Annotated in this window: 15 protein-coding genes; 5 read left to right on the plus strand and 10 right to left on the minus strand. The window is 59.1% G+C overall.

Features of this window, described 5'->3' with window-relative positions; all coding sequences use genetic code 11:
- Window positions 1–30: 30 nt before the first annotated feature.
- Window positions 31–423, minus strand: coding sequence for a hypothetical protein (locus tag ABD903_RS16770; protein WP_345226195.1), 393 nt, complete (start codon window positions 421–423; stop codon window positions 31–33).
- A gap of 188 nt (window positions 424–611) precedes the next feature.
- Window positions 612–1,079, minus strand: a complete 468-nt coding sequence (locus ABD903_RS16775; protein WP_345226196.1) for a peroxiredoxin — start codon at window positions 1,077–1,079, stop codon at window positions 612–614.
- A 198-nt stretch (window positions 1,080–1,277) separates the two neighbouring features.
- Here ABD903_RS16775 and ABD903_RS16780 point away from each other — a divergent pair, with 198 nt between their 5' ends.
- The 4 genes from ABD903_RS16780 to ABD903_RS16795 all read left to right on the plus strand — a co-directional run bounded on the left by ABD903_RS16780 (window position 1,278) and on the right by ABD903_RS16795 (window position 5,428).
- Window positions 1,278–1,700: a hypothetical protein gene (locus tag ABD903_RS16780; RefSeq protein WP_345226198.1), complete on the plus strand. Its 423-nt coding sequence runs from the start codon at window positions 1,278–1,280 to the stop codon at window positions 1,698–1,700.
- Window positions 1,701–1,766: 66 nt separating this feature from the next.
- Complete coding sequence (locus tag ABD903_RS16785; RefSeq protein WP_345226200.1) at window positions 1,767–2,486, plus strand: glycosyltransferase family 2 protein; 720 nt, start codon at window positions 1,767–1,769, stop codon at window positions 2,484–2,486.
- 111 nt (window positions 2,487–2,597) lie between these two features.
- Window positions 2,598–4,061 carry a glycosyltransferase gene (locus tag ABD903_RS16790; protein ID WP_345226202.1) on the plus strand — a complete coding sequence of 488 codons (1,464 nt, stop codon included), beginning with the start codon at window positions 2,598–2,600 and terminating at the stop codon, window positions 4,059–4,061.
- Window positions 4,058–5,428, plus strand: a complete 1,371-nt coding sequence (locus ABD903_RS16795; RefSeq protein WP_345226203.1) for an MptA/MptB family glycosyltransferase — start codon at window positions 4,058–4,060, stop codon at window positions 5,426–5,428. The genes ABD903_RS16790 and ABD903_RS16795 overlap by 4 nt, the downstream gene beginning before the upstream one ends.
- A gap of 124 nt (window positions 5,429–5,552) precedes the next feature.
- Here ABD903_RS16795 and ABD903_RS16800 read toward each other — a convergent pair whose 3' ends face one another.
- The 5 genes from ABD903_RS16800 to ABD903_RS16820 all read right to left on the minus strand — a co-directional run bounded on the left by ABD903_RS16800 (window position 5,553) and on the right by ABD903_RS16820 (window position 8,687).
- The gene (locus ABD903_RS16800) at window positions 5,553–6,074 is read right to left on the minus strand and encodes a rhodanese-like domain-containing protein (RefSeq protein WP_345226205.1); all 522 of its coding nucleotides are present in this window, start codon (window positions 6,072–6,074) and stop codon (window positions 5,553–5,555) included.
- A gap of 145 nt (window positions 6,075–6,219) precedes the next feature.
- On the minus strand, window positions 6,220–6,555 hold the full coding sequence (locus ABD903_RS16805) for an arsenosugar biosynthesis-associated peroxidase-like protein (RefSeq protein WP_345226207.1): 336 nt from the start codon (window positions 6,553–6,555) through the stop codon (window positions 6,220–6,222).
- 70 nt (window positions 6,556–6,625) lie between these two features.
- Entirely contained in the window at window positions 6,626–7,168 is a 543-nt protein-coding gene (locus ABD903_RS16810) for a heme NO-binding domain-containing protein (protein WP_345226208.1), read from the minus strand.
- A 62-nt stretch (window positions 7,169–7,230) separates the two neighbouring features.
- The gene (locus ABD903_RS16815) at window positions 7,231–8,127 is read right to left on the minus strand and encodes an anti-sigma factor (protein ID WP_345226210.1); all 897 of its coding nucleotides are present in this window, start codon (window positions 8,125–8,127) and stop codon (window positions 7,231–7,233) included.
- Between the two features lie 2 nt (window positions 8,128–8,129).
- Window positions 8,130–8,687, minus strand: coding sequence for an RNA polymerase sigma factor (locus ABD903_RS16820; RefSeq protein ID WP_345226212.1), 558 nt, complete (start codon window positions 8,685–8,687; stop codon window positions 8,130–8,132).
- Window positions 8,688–8,890: 203 nt separating this feature from the next.
- Here ABD903_RS16820 and ABD903_RS16825 point away from each other — a divergent pair, with 203 nt between their 5' ends.
- On the plus strand, window positions 8,891–10,291 hold the full coding sequence (locus tag ABD903_RS16825; protein ID WP_345226214.1) for an NAD-dependent succinate-semialdehyde dehydrogenase: 1,401 nt from the start codon (window positions 8,891–8,893) through the stop codon (window positions 10,289–10,291).
- Window positions 10,292–10,591: 300 nt separating this feature from the next.
- On the opposite strand, the gene ABD903_RS16830 is transcribed toward ABD903_RS16825, so the two are convergent.
- From ABD903_RS16830 to ABD903_RS16840, 3 genes are all read right to left on the minus strand, one after another.
- On the minus strand, window positions 10,592–11,368 hold the full coding sequence (locus tag ABD903_RS16830) for a YdcF family protein (RefSeq protein WP_345226216.1): 777 nt from the start codon (window positions 11,366–11,368) through the stop codon (window positions 10,592–10,594).
- 62 nt (window positions 11,369–11,430) lie between these two features.
- Window positions 11,431–11,778 carry a YbbN family protein gene (locus ABD903_RS16835; RefSeq protein WP_345226218.1) on the minus strand — a complete coding sequence of 116 codons (348 nt, stop codon included), beginning with the start codon at window positions 11,776–11,778 and terminating at the stop codon, window positions 11,431–11,433.
- Window positions 11,779–11,934: 156 nt separating this feature from the next.
- A complete protein-coding gene (locus ABD903_RS16840; RefSeq protein WP_345226220.1) occupies window positions 11,935–13,704 on the minus strand; it encodes a DUF885 domain-containing protein in 1,770 nt (589 codons plus the stop codon).
- Window positions 13,705–13,863 lie beyond the last annotated feature (159 nt).

Genomic DNA, 13,863 nt, shown 5'->3' on the forward strand with positions numbered 1-13,863 from the left:
ACGGACGCTGTTCCTGTGCGGCCATCCTGTTCAGGCTTTAGCTTGTGGCTGCCGCCTGCGTAAGGCACTAAATCCCCGGTGCAGAGCTTCCCAGGCAAATTCGTCGTCCAGAAAATGTGTTAGATCCTTGCCTTTGTAGGTAACAAACAAAGCGTGCTCAACCGGGCCGTCGTACGTTCCCCCAAAATCAAAGTGAAGCCGGGCATCTGCGTCGCGCTGGGATAGAACCGTTTGAGAAAGCACTGCCACGCGGTCTACCACCACTTCCGACAACGGAACCCGTATGGCTGGCCCAACCCAACCAAAGCGGCGAAAACACACGTGCTTGTTGGTAACCGTGACCGTTGAAAAGCATGCTATCAAGGCCACTCCCGGCGAAACAGCCAGTAAAAGCAATAACCCAGACCAATCGGAAGTCAGCATCCTGTAAGCTCCAAGGAAGTGTATTACCATGAAAACCCAACCCGGGACCAGCCACGTCAGAACAAACCACAACCGCCAGCGGCACACAATAACGAATCCGCCTTCCGGCGTTTGGCGGAAAGTATTGCGGTGATGATTCGGAAAATTTAGCCGCATGGAACTGGCAGGCCGGTTTACAGCAGAGCCAACTACTGGCCCGGCGCCACGTTCATTTCGCGCAGTACCTTCTTGGCTTCGGCCACGTGGTCGGTAGCGCGGTTCATGGAGTTAAAGATGTAGCTCACCTTGCCCTGGGGGTCGATGACGTAGGTTACACGACCGGGCAACAGGCCCAGCAGGGCGCGTGGTACTTCATAGAGCTTGCGCACGCGGCCGCCTTCGTCGGCAAGCAGTGGGAAAGGCAAGCGGTGCTTCTGGGTAAACTTCTGGTGCGAGGCTTCGCTGTCGGAGCTGATGCCTACTACTTCTGCGCCAAGGTCCTGAAACTCCTCGTACTGGTCGCGGAACGAGCATGCTTGGGCGGTGCAGCCGGGCGTGTCGTCTTTGGGGTAGAAGTAGAGCACAATGCTGCGGCCGCGCTGATCGGCCAGGCGAAACGTCTCGCCGGCAGTGGTTTTGAGGGTAAAATCGGGAGCGGAGTCGCCTACCTGGAGCATAGCAGAAAGAAAGTCGGAAGAAAGAAACCCTATACGCACCCGGTTAAAAACCGGCGGCAAAAAATCCGCGGGCGGGCGGGCTGCGTAAGGTGCCACGGTGCAACAAGTATAAGAAGGTAAAATAGTTTGGCGCCAACTGGTACCTTGGGGCAACGCCGCACGTTTCGCGGCCCTCCCCCGACTGCACAGATTCCCTCTATGGTTCGGCTTCCGTATCGTTCCGTTCTGTTTCTGCCGCTGGCCATTATCCAGGCCATTACGGTAGCGTATGTCCTGCGGGCGGTGTCGCGTTACGCCGGGCTGTCGTCGCTGCTGGTGCCGTGGCTGGGCGAAGCTGTACACCAAACCGTGTTGCTGTGCGCCTACCTGGCGGCCCTGGTATTTGAAAAGCCACATCCCACACGCCGAACGGCGGTGCTGGCCGCTATACCTCCTGCCCTGCTGGTAGCCTACGACGTGTACATGATGCTGACGGTGAATTGGCTCTGGGTAATCAGCGCCGTAACGGCGGCCCTGTTTGGCGCTGGTATTTACGCTTTGCTTTCCGAAGACGCCAAGCTCCTGGCCAGCAACCGCGCCGGCCGGTGGCACCGCTTGGTGGCCCGCCGCCGCTCGTCCTGATTTTATGCTTCCTCGCACCGCCTCTGGCGGAGCTTCCGCACCTTTGCGGTTCTGTTTTTCCCTTTCATGCTGCCCGCTGCACCGCCCGCTTCCCTTCCGCTGATCGACGTAATTATCCCGGCCCACAACGAAGCCCAGAGCATCAGCCGGGTGCTGGCCGAAATTCCCAGGGGCTGGGTGCGCGACATTCTGGTGGTAGCCAATGCCTGTACCGACGACACCGCCGCCGTGGCCCGCGGCGCCGGCGCCACGGTACTTACCGAAAACCGCCCGGGATATGGCTGGGCCTGCTTGAAAGGCATGGCGCACTGCTACGCCCGCCCAGCCGCCGAGCAGCCCGCCATTATCGTATTTCTCGACGGTGACTATTCCGATTACCCCGAGCAGCTGCCTGACCTGGTACAGCCGCTGCTTAACGGGCAGGCCGATCTGGTTATCGGCTCTCGGGCCCTGGGCCAACGCGAAGCGGGCTCCATGCTGCCGCAGCAAATTTTTGGCAATTGGCTGGCTACCACGCTGCTTCGGCACCTGTACAAAGTACATTTCACCGATTTAGGGCCGTTTCGAGCCATTAATGCCTCGGCCTTGCAGCGCCTGAACATGGCCGATACCACGTACGGCTGGACGGTGGAAATGCAGCTGAAAGCCGCCAAACAGGGTTTGCGCTGCGCCGAGGTACCGGTGCGCTACCGGCGCCGCATTGGCATATCCAAAGTATCGGGCACCGTGAAAGGTACTCTTGGGGCCGGGTACAAAATCCTCTGGACCATCTTCCGTTACCTATAATTCGGAACGGAAGCCAAACCGAAACCCGACCTTTGGGTTAGCCTCGCACCGCGTAGCTTTTCCCCTCACCTGCCGCCTACCTCCGTTGCCACATTCTTCTGCTTACTGCTCATGATCGGACTGGAAATTCTCCTTCTGGTCCTTTACGGGTTGTGCCTGACCTTTATCCTGGGCTTTAGCCTCACCCAATGGCAGCTCACTCGCCTGGCAAAGCGCGCTCATCAGCAGCCCGTTCTGCCTACCCCGCTCCTTGCCGAATGGCCCCTGGTAACGGTGCAGCTCCCGGTTTATAACGAGCTGAATGTGGTGGAGCGCGTGATTGACGCCGCCGCCGCCCTGGATTATCCGCGCGAGCGGCTGCACATTCAGGTGCTCGACGATTCCACCGACGAAAGCGTAGCACTCGGTGCTGCGCGCGTTGCCCACCACCGCGCCCTGGGCGTTTGCATCGACCACGTGCGGCGCCCCAACCGCGAAGGCTACAAGGCCGGCGCCCTCCGGCACGGCCTAAATGAAACCAACGGCGAGTTCATTGCCATTTTCGACGCCGATTTTGTGCCCGACGCCGACTTTTTGCGGCGCACCCTGCCGCACTTTTCCTCACCCGAGGTGGGCGTGGTGCAAACCCGCTGGGGCCACCTGAACGAAGGCGAATCACTGCTTACCCGCTTGCAGGCCTTCGGGCTGAACGCACACTTTTTGGTGGAGCAAGTGGGCCGTTCCCAAGGCAGCCACTTCATCAACTTCAATGGCACCGGCGGCGTGTGGCGGCGCACCTGCATAGCCGATGCCGGCGGCTGGCACACAGATACCCTAACCGAAGACCTGGACCTAAGCTACCGCGCGCAGCTGCGCAATTGGCGCTTCGTGTACCTGCCCCACGTTATAACGCCCGCCGAACTCCCCGACCAAATGGATGCCCTTAAGTCGCAGCAATACCGATGGACCAAAGGAGCGGCCGAAACCGCCCGGAAACACCTTGGGCAGGTACTGCGCGACCCAGCAGTTACAGGTGCCACCAAGCGCCACGCGGCTTTTCATTTGCTCAACAGCACGGTGTTCGTGGCCATTTTGCTGATGACTTTGCTGAGCGTACCGATTGTGGTGCTCCAAAGCGAAGCCTATCTGCAGCCGGCGTTTAAACTGGCCTCGGTGTTCCTGCTGGGATTTGCACCGCTTACCTTCTATTACCACGCTTCCTGGCGCTGGAACGGGGGTAAGCGCGGCGCCCCACTGGGCTTCGCAGCACATTTCCTGCTTTTTCTGGCCGTGTCCATGGGCCTGGCGCTGCACAACACCCGCGCCGTGTTATCGGGCCTGGCCGGTTACGCCTCCGAGTTTGTGCGCACGCCTAAATTGGGAGCTGCCAAACGCGGTCGGGTGCGGCGGCGCTACCGCACCGGTGGCCTGGGCCTGATGACCCTGCTGGAAGCCATGCTGCTTGGCTACGCGCTGCTCGGCATTTTTCTGGCTTTCCGTCTCGGCAACTTTGGTTTGCTGCCCTTTCATATACTGTTGGTAATTGGTTACGGCGCAGTGGTGGGGTACTCGGTGGCTCATGCCCGACGCTCGTGAAACCGGGCCGGCATTATCTCTTACTTGCCTCGCTGGCCGCATTAGTGCTGGTTGCCTCGCAAGGTTTGCTGGCTTACGCTACCGAACGCAGCCAAACCGTACAGCTGCTCGGCCTTTTGGCCGTGGGCACTGCCGCGTACCTGGTCTTGCTTCGCGGAAATCTGCCGTTGCGCGCGGGCTTGCTGCTGGCGTTGGTGCTGCGCCTGATCTGGCTGCCCGCCATGCCCCGGCTTTCCGACGATTACCACCGGTTTCGGTGGGATGGTTTACTGGTAGCCACCGGTCAAAACCCTTACCAGCACCGTCCAGATGAGTTCCGGGCGGGTGGTGGCGCTTTAACGGGCCCCGCTGAACTTAGTCCTGCACTGTTCAAGCAGTTGAATTCGCCGCGCTACTATTCGTTGTATCCGCCCGTTTCCCAGGCTGCGTTTGGCGTAGCGGCCTGGCTGTTTCCGGCTTCTGAAACCGGCTTCGTGCTGGTGCTGCGTGGGCTGCTGCTGCTGGCGGAAGCAGCGTCCGCCGGGCTGTTGCTGCGGTTACTGCTTCAATGGCACTTACCAGTTCAGCGTGCGTTCTGGTATTTGCTGCATCCCATGGTAGTCGCAGAACTCACCGGTAACCTGCATTTCGAGGCGTTGGTTGTTACGGGCTTGCTGCTTACGTGCTGGCTGCTGGTGCAGCACCGTGTTGTGGGTGCCGCCGTGGTGCTGGGCGGTGCCGTAGCAGCTAAGCTTACGCCATTGCTGCTGTTGCCCTTGCTGTTGCGGCGACTGGGTTTACGAGCCTGCGTGTTGCTCGGAGCCGGTACGTTGCTAACGCTAGGGCTGCTTTTCACGCCGTTTGCATCGGTGGAGTTGGTGCAACACTTCGGCAGCAGCCTGAATCTGTATTTCCACTCGTTCGAATTCAACGCCAGTATCTACTACCTGTTTCGAGCCCTGGGTATCTGGCTGACGGGCTACAACCAAATTGCCCACATAGGCACGCTGCTGCTGGGTTTGGCGGTACTGGGCATCCTTGTTTTCGTGGCACTGGAACGCCGACCTACACTGGCCGGTTTGCCCGGGGCTTTGCTGCTGCTTTTCACCGGCTATTACGCCTTATCGACTACCGTACACCCGTGGTATTTAGCGCCACTGGTAGCCCTGAGCTGCTTTAGCGGCTGGCGGTACCCGGCTGCGTGGGCTAGTTTGGCGGCTTTGTCTTACGCTGCCTACCGCACTCCGGCTTATACCGAAGACCTGCGTTTGGTAGCATTGGAGTACTTGGGTGTGCTGCTGGTTATGGCGCTGGACTGGCGCCGACGAGGAGAGACGGGAAACATTGCGCCTCCTGCCAAGCCGATACAAGACAACCATTTGGCGTAGCGAAGCGCGTCTACTAAAAGCCGCAGCCTTCGGCCGAGAAGCAAAGCCCAAGTAGAGTGAATTTGCCCTTGGCTATCCAAGCCTAGCTCAGGATTTCGCCAGGGCGCTGCGCACATCCACGACCTCACTCATAGGCCTTTTCGCCCTTTTTCAGCCAGATACCCCACAGGGCCGAATAGGGATGCACCCGGCTTGTAGGCCCTTTCGCGTCATACACGGGCTGGCCTTCGTTCACCCACTGGAAGATGCCACCGTAGAGGTTGCGCACATCCCGAAACCCCAGCTTTTGCAGCTTCTCACCGATAGTTTGGCTCCGCGCGCCCACCGAACAGTACACTACCACTGGCTGGTCGCGGGGCACGTCACGCAGCGTGGCGGGGTCAAATTGGTCGTAATCGACAAACCTGGCGGCTTGCAAATGGCTTACCTGGTACTCGGCCGGTGTGCGGGTATCGAGCACCACGAGCCGGGGCGTGCGGCGGCGCAGTTCCACCAGTTCGGCCGGCTGTATAGTGGGCACTTCGCTACGGTACAAGGTGCGCAACAGCCGGTCGTAACCCGAATCGACGTTGGTCGCAGATTTATTCTGGCCGCAACCGGGCAGTGCGGAAAACAACCCTATACCGTATAAAAGCCACTTCCTCATTGTTTATACCGTAACATCCACCACTAAACAGCGCGCCAACCACAAGGTGCATCGGCTTAACCCTTTCCCACTGACTTAGTGGAGAAGAACGAACCTTTAGTGGCAGTGCAGGCACCTAATGGGTATCATCGGTGCCTTGCTCCCGCTACATCGATAGGTCTTTAGCCTTGTTCATCATTTGTACGCCATGCACTAATACCGCTCCGCCTTTAATAGCGGCCGCAACGTGTACGGCTTCCATCATCTGGGCTTCGTCGGCTCCCTTTTGCAGCGAGTCGGTGGTGTAAGCATCAATGCAGTACGGACACTGCACGGCGTGGGCCACGGCCAGAGCAATAAGGGCTTTTTCGCGCTCCGTCAAGGCTCCTTCTTTGAAGACCGCGCCATAGTACGAGAAAAACTTGTTGCCCATCTCGGCTTGCCATTCCGTGATGTTGCCAAATTTGGCGAGGTCTGCGGGGTTGTAGTAGGTTTTTTCCATAGGTAAAGGCAACAAACGAAAGTGGGGCTGGTTCGGTTTGCCCAGCGCTGCAAGGGAAAAGCGGGCTGCTTCAGCTCAGGCGGCGCACCCGAATCTGTACGTGCTGGCCGTCTTCGCGGGTCGTGGGTTCTACCACAATCTGCTCGGCCTCGTCGAAATACACGGCCAATCCGCGCACTATGCCCACGGCCAAAGCCCCCATGCGCCGTTTCGATACATACTCAATCAGTACTTCATTGGCGGCCATGCGGCTCACGTGCAGCACGGGCGGGGCGTTTTCCTGGTGCTCTTCGCGCACGCGCTTGTGCATTACAGTCTCGGTGTGCTCTATCATTTCCAAAGTACGCCATTCGGGCTGCAGGAGCTTGCCGTACATGTACAGGAGGTCGGGCACCAGGTACTCGCCGAATTTCTCCTGGAGTTCCTCGGCCGGAATTCCCGTCATGCGGGCTGCCCCGCCCACCAACGCGTACATGTGCTCGTCGGGGTAAACCTGCTTGTGGTCGAAGTCGCCTGACTCCAGGCCGCTTACCTCCAGCAACTTTACCCAGGTGCTGTGGTCGTATTGGGTTTGAACGTAACGCTTGAGCAGTGTGAAAATGGTGCCGTGCATAAACAGAAAAAAGCCTTCGTCAATGGCTTGACGAAGGCTTAAAGATAGAGTTTACGGGGTGGTTATATCTGCCCCATTACCGTTAAGGCCGATAAGTTAGGCGTTGGGCGGCCGCCGGCATCTTCCAACGTAATGGCAAAGGCCTGCGCACTGGCAATGTTTTTCATTTGCTGCAAACTGTCGCCGGCAGCGGTTTCGGTAGCCAACATGCCCGCGTCCACGGGCTTGCCTTTATCGAGGGCCCACAACTGGTACTGCTTGCCGGCGGGGGCGGCGGGCAGGTTGTTTACGTCGAGGTAAACGGCCTGCGTCGATGGGTTGTAAAGCACACGGGCGCGGGCACCGGGAGCGGCGGCTACACCTTTCAGCACCACGGGCGCAAACTGCTCGTTGCGCAGTACGGCCAGCTCCTGATTTCGGGCGCCAAGGCGTTTTTCCATTACCTGCATGGTGGAGGCCACGCGGGCCTGGTCGTTTTGCACGGCCAGTAAATTGGCCTCGGCATCGCGCCAGCGGTTATAGAAAATCATGTTGGCGCCGGCACTCAGCACCAGTAACGCTACCGATGCGGCGGCCAGCCAACGGTACCAGCCGCCACTGCTCGTTACGGTGGGTTCAGCAACGGGCATGGGGCGCACCACAGCTTCGGGGCGGGCTTGGGGTTCGGGCGCTGGCGCAGCTGTTAGCGGCGCGGCAGTGGCTTGGGGCGTAACCTGAGCTTGCGGGGTACGTATGGCTTGCTGCCAACCGGCCAGAACCCGTTCGCGCATGGCGTTGGGGGGCTGCACGGCGTGGGCAGTGGCATAGCCTTCCAGCGTTTGGCGGATGCGGTCTATTTCGGCGCGCACCTCCGGATTTTGAGCAGCCAGCTGCTCGGCCTCGGCGTGTTCGGCCGGGCTGAGTTGCTGAAGCACGTACAGCTCCAGCTGACCTGATTCGATATATTCGTCGATGTTCACGGCTACCGGATCAGTTTTGAAAGTACTTTGATAGCGGCGCGGGCGCGGGTTTTCACGGTTCCTAGGGGCAAGTTGAGTTCCTCCGCGGCTTCACTTTGTGTGTAGCCGCCGAAATACAACAGATCAATGATTTGCTGTTGGTCCGGGTTCAACTGGCGCGTCATTTCCTGCAAGCCAATGTGCTCGGGCCGGAACGTGGTTACCGCGGGGGTATGTTCGGCCGGGCTGTCTTCCAAAGACTGGCTACGACTACCTACGCGGTACTGACGTGACCGGATTTTATCAATGGCCAGATTTCTACTCACATTCAGCACCCACGTAAACAAACGGCCTTTGCTGGGGTCATAGGAGTGAAACGAGTGCCAAATTTTGACCAGACTTTCCTGCAGCACGTCTTCGGCTTCTTCCTCGCGCCGCACAATGCGCAAAATTACGCCGTACAGCGCCGAAGAGTATTTGTCGTAGAACTCCGTCATGGCGGACTCGTCTTGGGCCCGTAATCGGGCCACGAGTTGTTCTTCGGAAGCTGGGGGCTGCGGCTCAGTTAACAAGCTTGACACGTGGAATGGTGTGGTGAAAGTAACAGCTCCAGGAGATGGTAAGGTAGCGCGGTGGCCAAAAATACACCTTAACGCGGCATTTTCACTGTGGAGCCTTGGCAGCCTTAACAGCATATTGCGGATGGAGGTTATTACGATGCGTAATATCCATGCTCCCGTAAGGCCCGTACTTTACCAGCTCCACCCCTGTTCTGTTTCTCTGCATGGCTATTGAGTCGTTTAACCCATACACCGGCCGCGTGCTGCGCCGCTTCAAGCCCCACACGCCTGCGCAGGTCGAGCGCATGGTGGCGCAGGCCGATAAAGCCTTCCGCGAATGGCGCCGCACCTCGTTTCAAGAACGCTCCCGCGTGTTGCACCGGGCAGCTGCTTTGCTGCGCGAGCGGCAGCACGAGCTAGCCCGGCTGATGACTTTGGAAATGGGCAAGCCTATTAAGGACGGCCGCGGCGAAGTGGAGAAATGTGCCCTCACCTGCGACTTTTACGCCGAGCACGCCGAACACATGCTGGCCGACCAAGTCATTGAGACCAAAGCCCGGCGCAGCTTTATTGCCCACGAGCCGCTGGGCGTGGTGCTTGCCGTAATGCCGTGGAATTTTCCGTTCTGGCAGGCCATTCGGTTTGCGGCACCGGCGCTTATGGCCGGCAACGTAGGATTGCTCAAGCACGCTTCCAACGTGCCGCAGTGTGCGTTGGCACTGGAAACCATTTTTCATGATGCCGGCCTGCCCCGCGCCGCGTTCCGCACACTGCTGCTGGAATCGAAGGACGTGGAGAAGCTGATTGAGGACGACCGCGTGCAGGCAGTAACCCTAACCGGCAGCGAAGGCGCCGGCAGCCACGTGGGCGCCGCCGCGGGCCGCAACATCAAGAAAACCGTGCTGGAACTGGGCGGCTCCGATGCCTTTATTGTGCTGGCCGATGCCGATCTGGAGTTGGCTGCCAAAACAGCTGCCCAAGCGCGCATGATTAACGCCGGCCAAAGCTGCATTGCGGCCAAGCGTTTCATTGTGGAGAAGCCCGTGGCCAAGGAATTCATCAGCCAGATGAAAACCCACCTGCTGGCTATGCGCGGCGGCGACCCCATGGACGAAGGCACCCAGTACGGCCCCCTCGCCCGCCCCGACCTTGCCGACGAACTTACCAAGCAAGTGCAGGACAGCATTAAGCTCGGCGCCAAGGTGGAATTGTACGGCGGCCAGTCGGAGCCCGGCTCGGCGCGGTTTGCGCCCATGATGCTCAGTAACCTGAAGCCCGGCATGCCGGCTTACGACGAGGAGCTATTCGGCCCGGTGGCTTCTATTCTTATTGCCCGCGACGAGCAGCACGCCATCGAGCTAGCCAACGATTCGCGCTTTGGGCTGGGCGGCGCCGTATGGACCCGCGACGAGAAGCGCGGCGAACGGGTGGCGCGGCAAGTGGAATCGGGGGCGGTATTCGTAAATGCGCTGGTGGCTTCCTCGCCCGAAATGCCGTTTGGCGGCATCAAGAAATCGGGATACGGGCGGGAATTGTCGCACTTGGGAATCCGGGAATTCGTCAACCAGAAAAGCATCTGGATTGGCGGCGACAAGCCCTTTGACGCCCGTAAAAAAGCGGAATAGCGCGTTGCTTTTGCAGCGTATTGAACCGTTGCCTAAGGCTCTGGACGGCAAATCTAGCAGCAGCAAATCAAGGCCGTCATGTCGAGCGCAGTCGAGGCATCTCGCCGGACAGTAAAATCTTCGCTGAAAAAGCAGGTTGCTATCCAGCATCAGCACGCGAGATGTCTCGACTGCGCTCGACATGACGTTCTGGCTTTTTCGGATAGCCTCTAAGTCCCAGGACCGAACTCAAACCGGCAATGTTTGATGGACAACGCATTGCTTGGCAGAGCACAACCTAATAGATCAGCACTTAAGCTGCTAGCAATACCCCAGCACACGGTAAATAGCGTAGCCAGCCACTTCGTGAATTAGCACGCTCCAATTAACCATGGCGTCAGCATTTGGCAGCAGCTGCGAAGCCGACAGGGCACTGGGCAGCACGCTGTAGTAGCTGGCCGGAAAAGTGGTAACCGACAGGCCGGCCTTGCGGAAACAGCCTTCGGCGCGGCGCATGTGAAAGGCGGATGTAACCAGAATCAGGCGCTGAACTTCCGGGTGGTCTTTTAATAATTGCCGGGTTTGCAGCGCGTTTTCGCGGGTATTTCGGCTTTTTTCTTCCAGCCAGATGTCCTTAGCCGGTACCCCGGCTAGGCGCAGCAACACCGCCAGTTCACGCGCTTCGGTCCGGGCACGCGGGTCGGGGTTCAACGCACCCGAGCCTCCCGATATGATAATGCGCCGCACTTTACGGGCCCGGTAAAGCCATAGCGTGTGCAAAAGACGATCGGCGCCGCGGTTGATGTATACCCGGTCGCGCAGGGCCTGGCGGTTCTCAGTAATGCCCGTCAGCAGCACCGCCGCATCAAACGTACCTGCCGGCAGCTGCGAGATGCGTACGGCTGGCCGCTCCCAGGCGCGCATGGCCCAGTTACTTAGGCTCAGTTGCGTAAGCACGAATGCCAGAACCAGCCCTAGCATCTGCCAACGGCGGCGCCAGCGCGGGCCCCGGGCTAGCACTGCGGCCAATAGCACCGCCACCAGCCACAAAGCCGGCATCAGCGCCACGTCAAGAATTTTGGAAAGGACGAAAAACACGCCGCGAAGCTACAGGCCTAGCCGCATTTTCCCCGAAGAATTGCTCGGCGTTGCGCGGCTTGTTAATGCCTGACCGTTACCGGCTCGAACGCCCGCAGACGGTCTAGCTGCGCCCGCACTTCGGCTTCGCTGGTGAGGGTGTCGCACTCCAACATGCGGCCCTGGCAGTACGAGACGAAGAACGGAGCGGAACGCTCGTTCATGAGCTTGCGCGCCACGGGGTTCTGGTCGCTGTCGAGGCGCAGAAACGCAATGCCTTCGTAGGTAGGATCGAGGGCAAACCGGCTGATGTGCGGGGCTAGTTGCTCGCAGGCGTCGCAGTCGTGGTCGGAGGTAAACTTGGCAAACACCTTCAGGTGTTCGTGGGCAAGACGGCGCAGGCCGGCATCGTTCGTATTTATTACTTCCATCAGCTAAAAGGACATCGGGCCAAACTGTGGCCTAAAAGCTCTTGCGACCAGAAAGGTTCCGTTGCGGGCTTTTTGTACGCATCGGTGGTAACAGCAAACAGCATTGGTAACGCAAAACGCCCCGCCGGTTTAAGCCAGCGGGGCGTTTCGTAAGGTTTACTTCGCTTTCAGCATCATTTGCCGAATGTACTTTACCGGGGCGCTTCCGTAGCTGAGGAACTGCTCGTGGAAGGCCTTAAGGTTGAAGCTCTGCCCCTGATCTTTCTTTAGCTCTTCGCGCAGGTCGTAGATTTCGGTGTAGCCGGTGAAGTAGCTGCTGAGCTGCACCTGGCTGAGCGTGGCCCGCCGCCATTTGTTTCGCGCTTCGGCTTCTTCCTGAAACCCGTCGCGCATGAGCATTTGCACGGCTTGGGGTTCGGTAATGGAGCCGGTTTGCACCATGTGGTCGAGAATGGTATTGAGCGTAACGCGCATGTTCCACTTGTCCCACATCAGCCAGATTTCGTCGGAACCGTTACCGTAGCCGTTTTCCAGCATCATGCGCTCGGCGTACACAGCCCAGCCTTCAATCATGGCGCCGTTGCCCAGCACGGCTTTAATCAGGCTCGGCGACGTGTTGGCGTACACCAGTTGCGTGTAGTGGCCGGGAATGGCTTCGTGAATATTGAGAATTTGCAGCGTGTATTGGTTGTACTCGCGCAGATAGCTTTCGGCCTGTGCGGTGGGTGTGCCGGTGAGCGGCTCCACGTTGTAATAGGTATCGGCCGATTTATCGTAAGGCCCGGGGGCCGAAACCGAAGCGCCGGCCCCGCTGCCGCGCATGTATAGCGGGGTTTCACGCACCACCAGCGGCTTGCTGGGGTCCTGGGTCAGCAGGTTTTTGTCGTTCACAAACTTCACCAGCTGCGGAATTTGCTGGCGTACGGCATCCACAAAACCCGCTGGCGTGGCGTGTACGGCCGCCAGCTTGCCAATCACCTGCTTAATGCGGGTTATGGTGTCGGCGGGCATGGGTTGCTGCGGGAAGTACTTGGGCCAGAGCCGCGTGGCCCGCACGGTCATGTCGCGCAGTAAAGCCTGTTTGTTAGCCAGGGCCTTGCGGTACACCTCGTCGGCCGAGTAGGTGGACTGGATATCGTAGGCGAACTTCTGGCGAAATAGCTCGGGGCCGATGCGGAAGCTGCGTTTGGCCTGGGGGCGCAGGTCTTTGTCGAGGAACTTGATGTAGTTCTCGATGGCCATGCGCGTGGTGGCAATGCGGCCGCGGAACTCCTCTTTCTCCCGCGGCGAAAGGCCCGAACGCTCCAAAGAATCGGTCAGGGCCTTGCCGAATACGTCGAGGCCGCCGCGGTTCTGCAGAATGGCCAGTTCCAGGTGCTCCTTGGTGGGGTTTTTCAGGTTGTCCTCGGCTGCTTCGTAGAACTCCGGCGCCCGGCTGATCTTCATGGAAATACTGCGCAGCCGGTGGTCGAGGGGTTGGTAGCGGCCGTTCAGAATTTCGGCTACCGCTTCGCTCACGTTGTACTGCGCGGGGTTCCACTGCCAGGCTTGCAGCGTATCGTTGTACCACCGCTCAGAGCGCAGCTGGTTGAGCATGAGCCGGAAATCGGTCTGGTTATTCACCGATAACTCACTGGGGTTGAACGCCGCCAACTCGCGCTGCCGCCGAATGTTGGCCTTGTCTTCCATGCGCCGTCGGCCGGGTGTGGGAAGCACTAGTATGGAATCGTAGCGGTGGTAGCCCTGGGAAGAAGCCCACCCGGGGTTGTAGTACCACAACGAGTCGATGAAGCGGGTTTTGTACTGCTCGAAAGCCTGATCGGGAGTCGCCTCGGCCTCTTTGGGCTGATCCGAAGCTGATTGGCAACCGGTAATAACCAGGGCGGCGGCAAAACCCAGCAACAAGCGGGAGTAAAGTGAATTCATAGAGGGCGTGTGAGAGAAATAACGGTGGCAAGGTAGGCGCAAACGACCATCGATACCGATCCGCAAGGCAGATTATCTGACCGGTACCAACTGCGCACTGCGCCACCGACTCAATAGCTTTGCTTAGGTTGCGGCCGAAGCTGATAAATGAGGTCGTTA

The organism is Hymenobacter koreensis (genome assembly GCF_039541855.1).
GTDB classification, from domain to species: Bacteria; Bacteroidota; Bacteroidia; order Cytophagales; family Hymenobacteraceae; genus Solirubrum; species Solirubrum koreensis.

Coding starts and splice junctions, on each gene's coding strand:
- ABD903_RS16775 (WP_345226196.1), bottom strand. CDS start 1,079: ATGCTCCAGGTAGGCGACTCCGCTCCCGATTTTACCCTCAAAACCACT.
- ABD903_RS16805 (WP_345226207.1), bottom strand. CDS start 6,555: ATGGAAAAAACCTACTACAACCCCGCAGACCTCGCCAAATTTGGCAAC.
- ABD903_RS16800 (WP_345226205.1), bottom strand. CDS start 6,074: ATGAGGAAGTGGCTTTTATACGGTATAGGGTTGTTTTCCGCACTGCCC.
- ABD903_RS16785 (WP_345226200.1), top strand. CDS start 1,767: ATGCTGCCCGCTGCACCGCCCGCTTCCCTTCCGCTGATCGACGTAATT.
- ABD903_RS16770 (WP_345226195.1), bottom strand. CDS start 423: ATGCTGACTTCCGATTGGTCTGGGTTATTGCTTTTACTGGCTGTTTCG.
- ABD903_RS16835 (WP_345226218.1), bottom strand. CDS start 11,778: ATGGAAGTAATAAATACGAACGATGCCGGCCTGCGCCGTCTTGCCCAC.
- ABD903_RS16810 (WP_345226208.1), bottom strand. CDS start 7,168: ATGCACGGCACCATTTTCACACTGCTCAAGCGTTACGTTCAAACCCAA.
- ABD903_RS16780 (WP_345226198.1), top strand. CDS start 1,278: ATGGTTCGGCTTCCGTATCGTTCCGTTCTGTTTCTGCCGCTGGCCATT.
- ABD903_RS16790 (WP_345226202.1), top strand. CDS start 2,598: ATGATCGGACTGGAAATTCTCCTTCTGGTCCTTTACGGGTTGTGCCTG.
- ABD903_RS16825 (WP_345226214.1), top strand. CDS start 8,891: ATGGCTATTGAGTCGTTTAACCCATACACCGGCCGCGTGCTGCGCCGC.
- ABD903_RS16840 (WP_345226220.1), bottom strand. CDS start 13,704: ATGAATTCACTTTACTCCCGCTTGTTGCTGGGTTTTGCCGCCGCCCTG.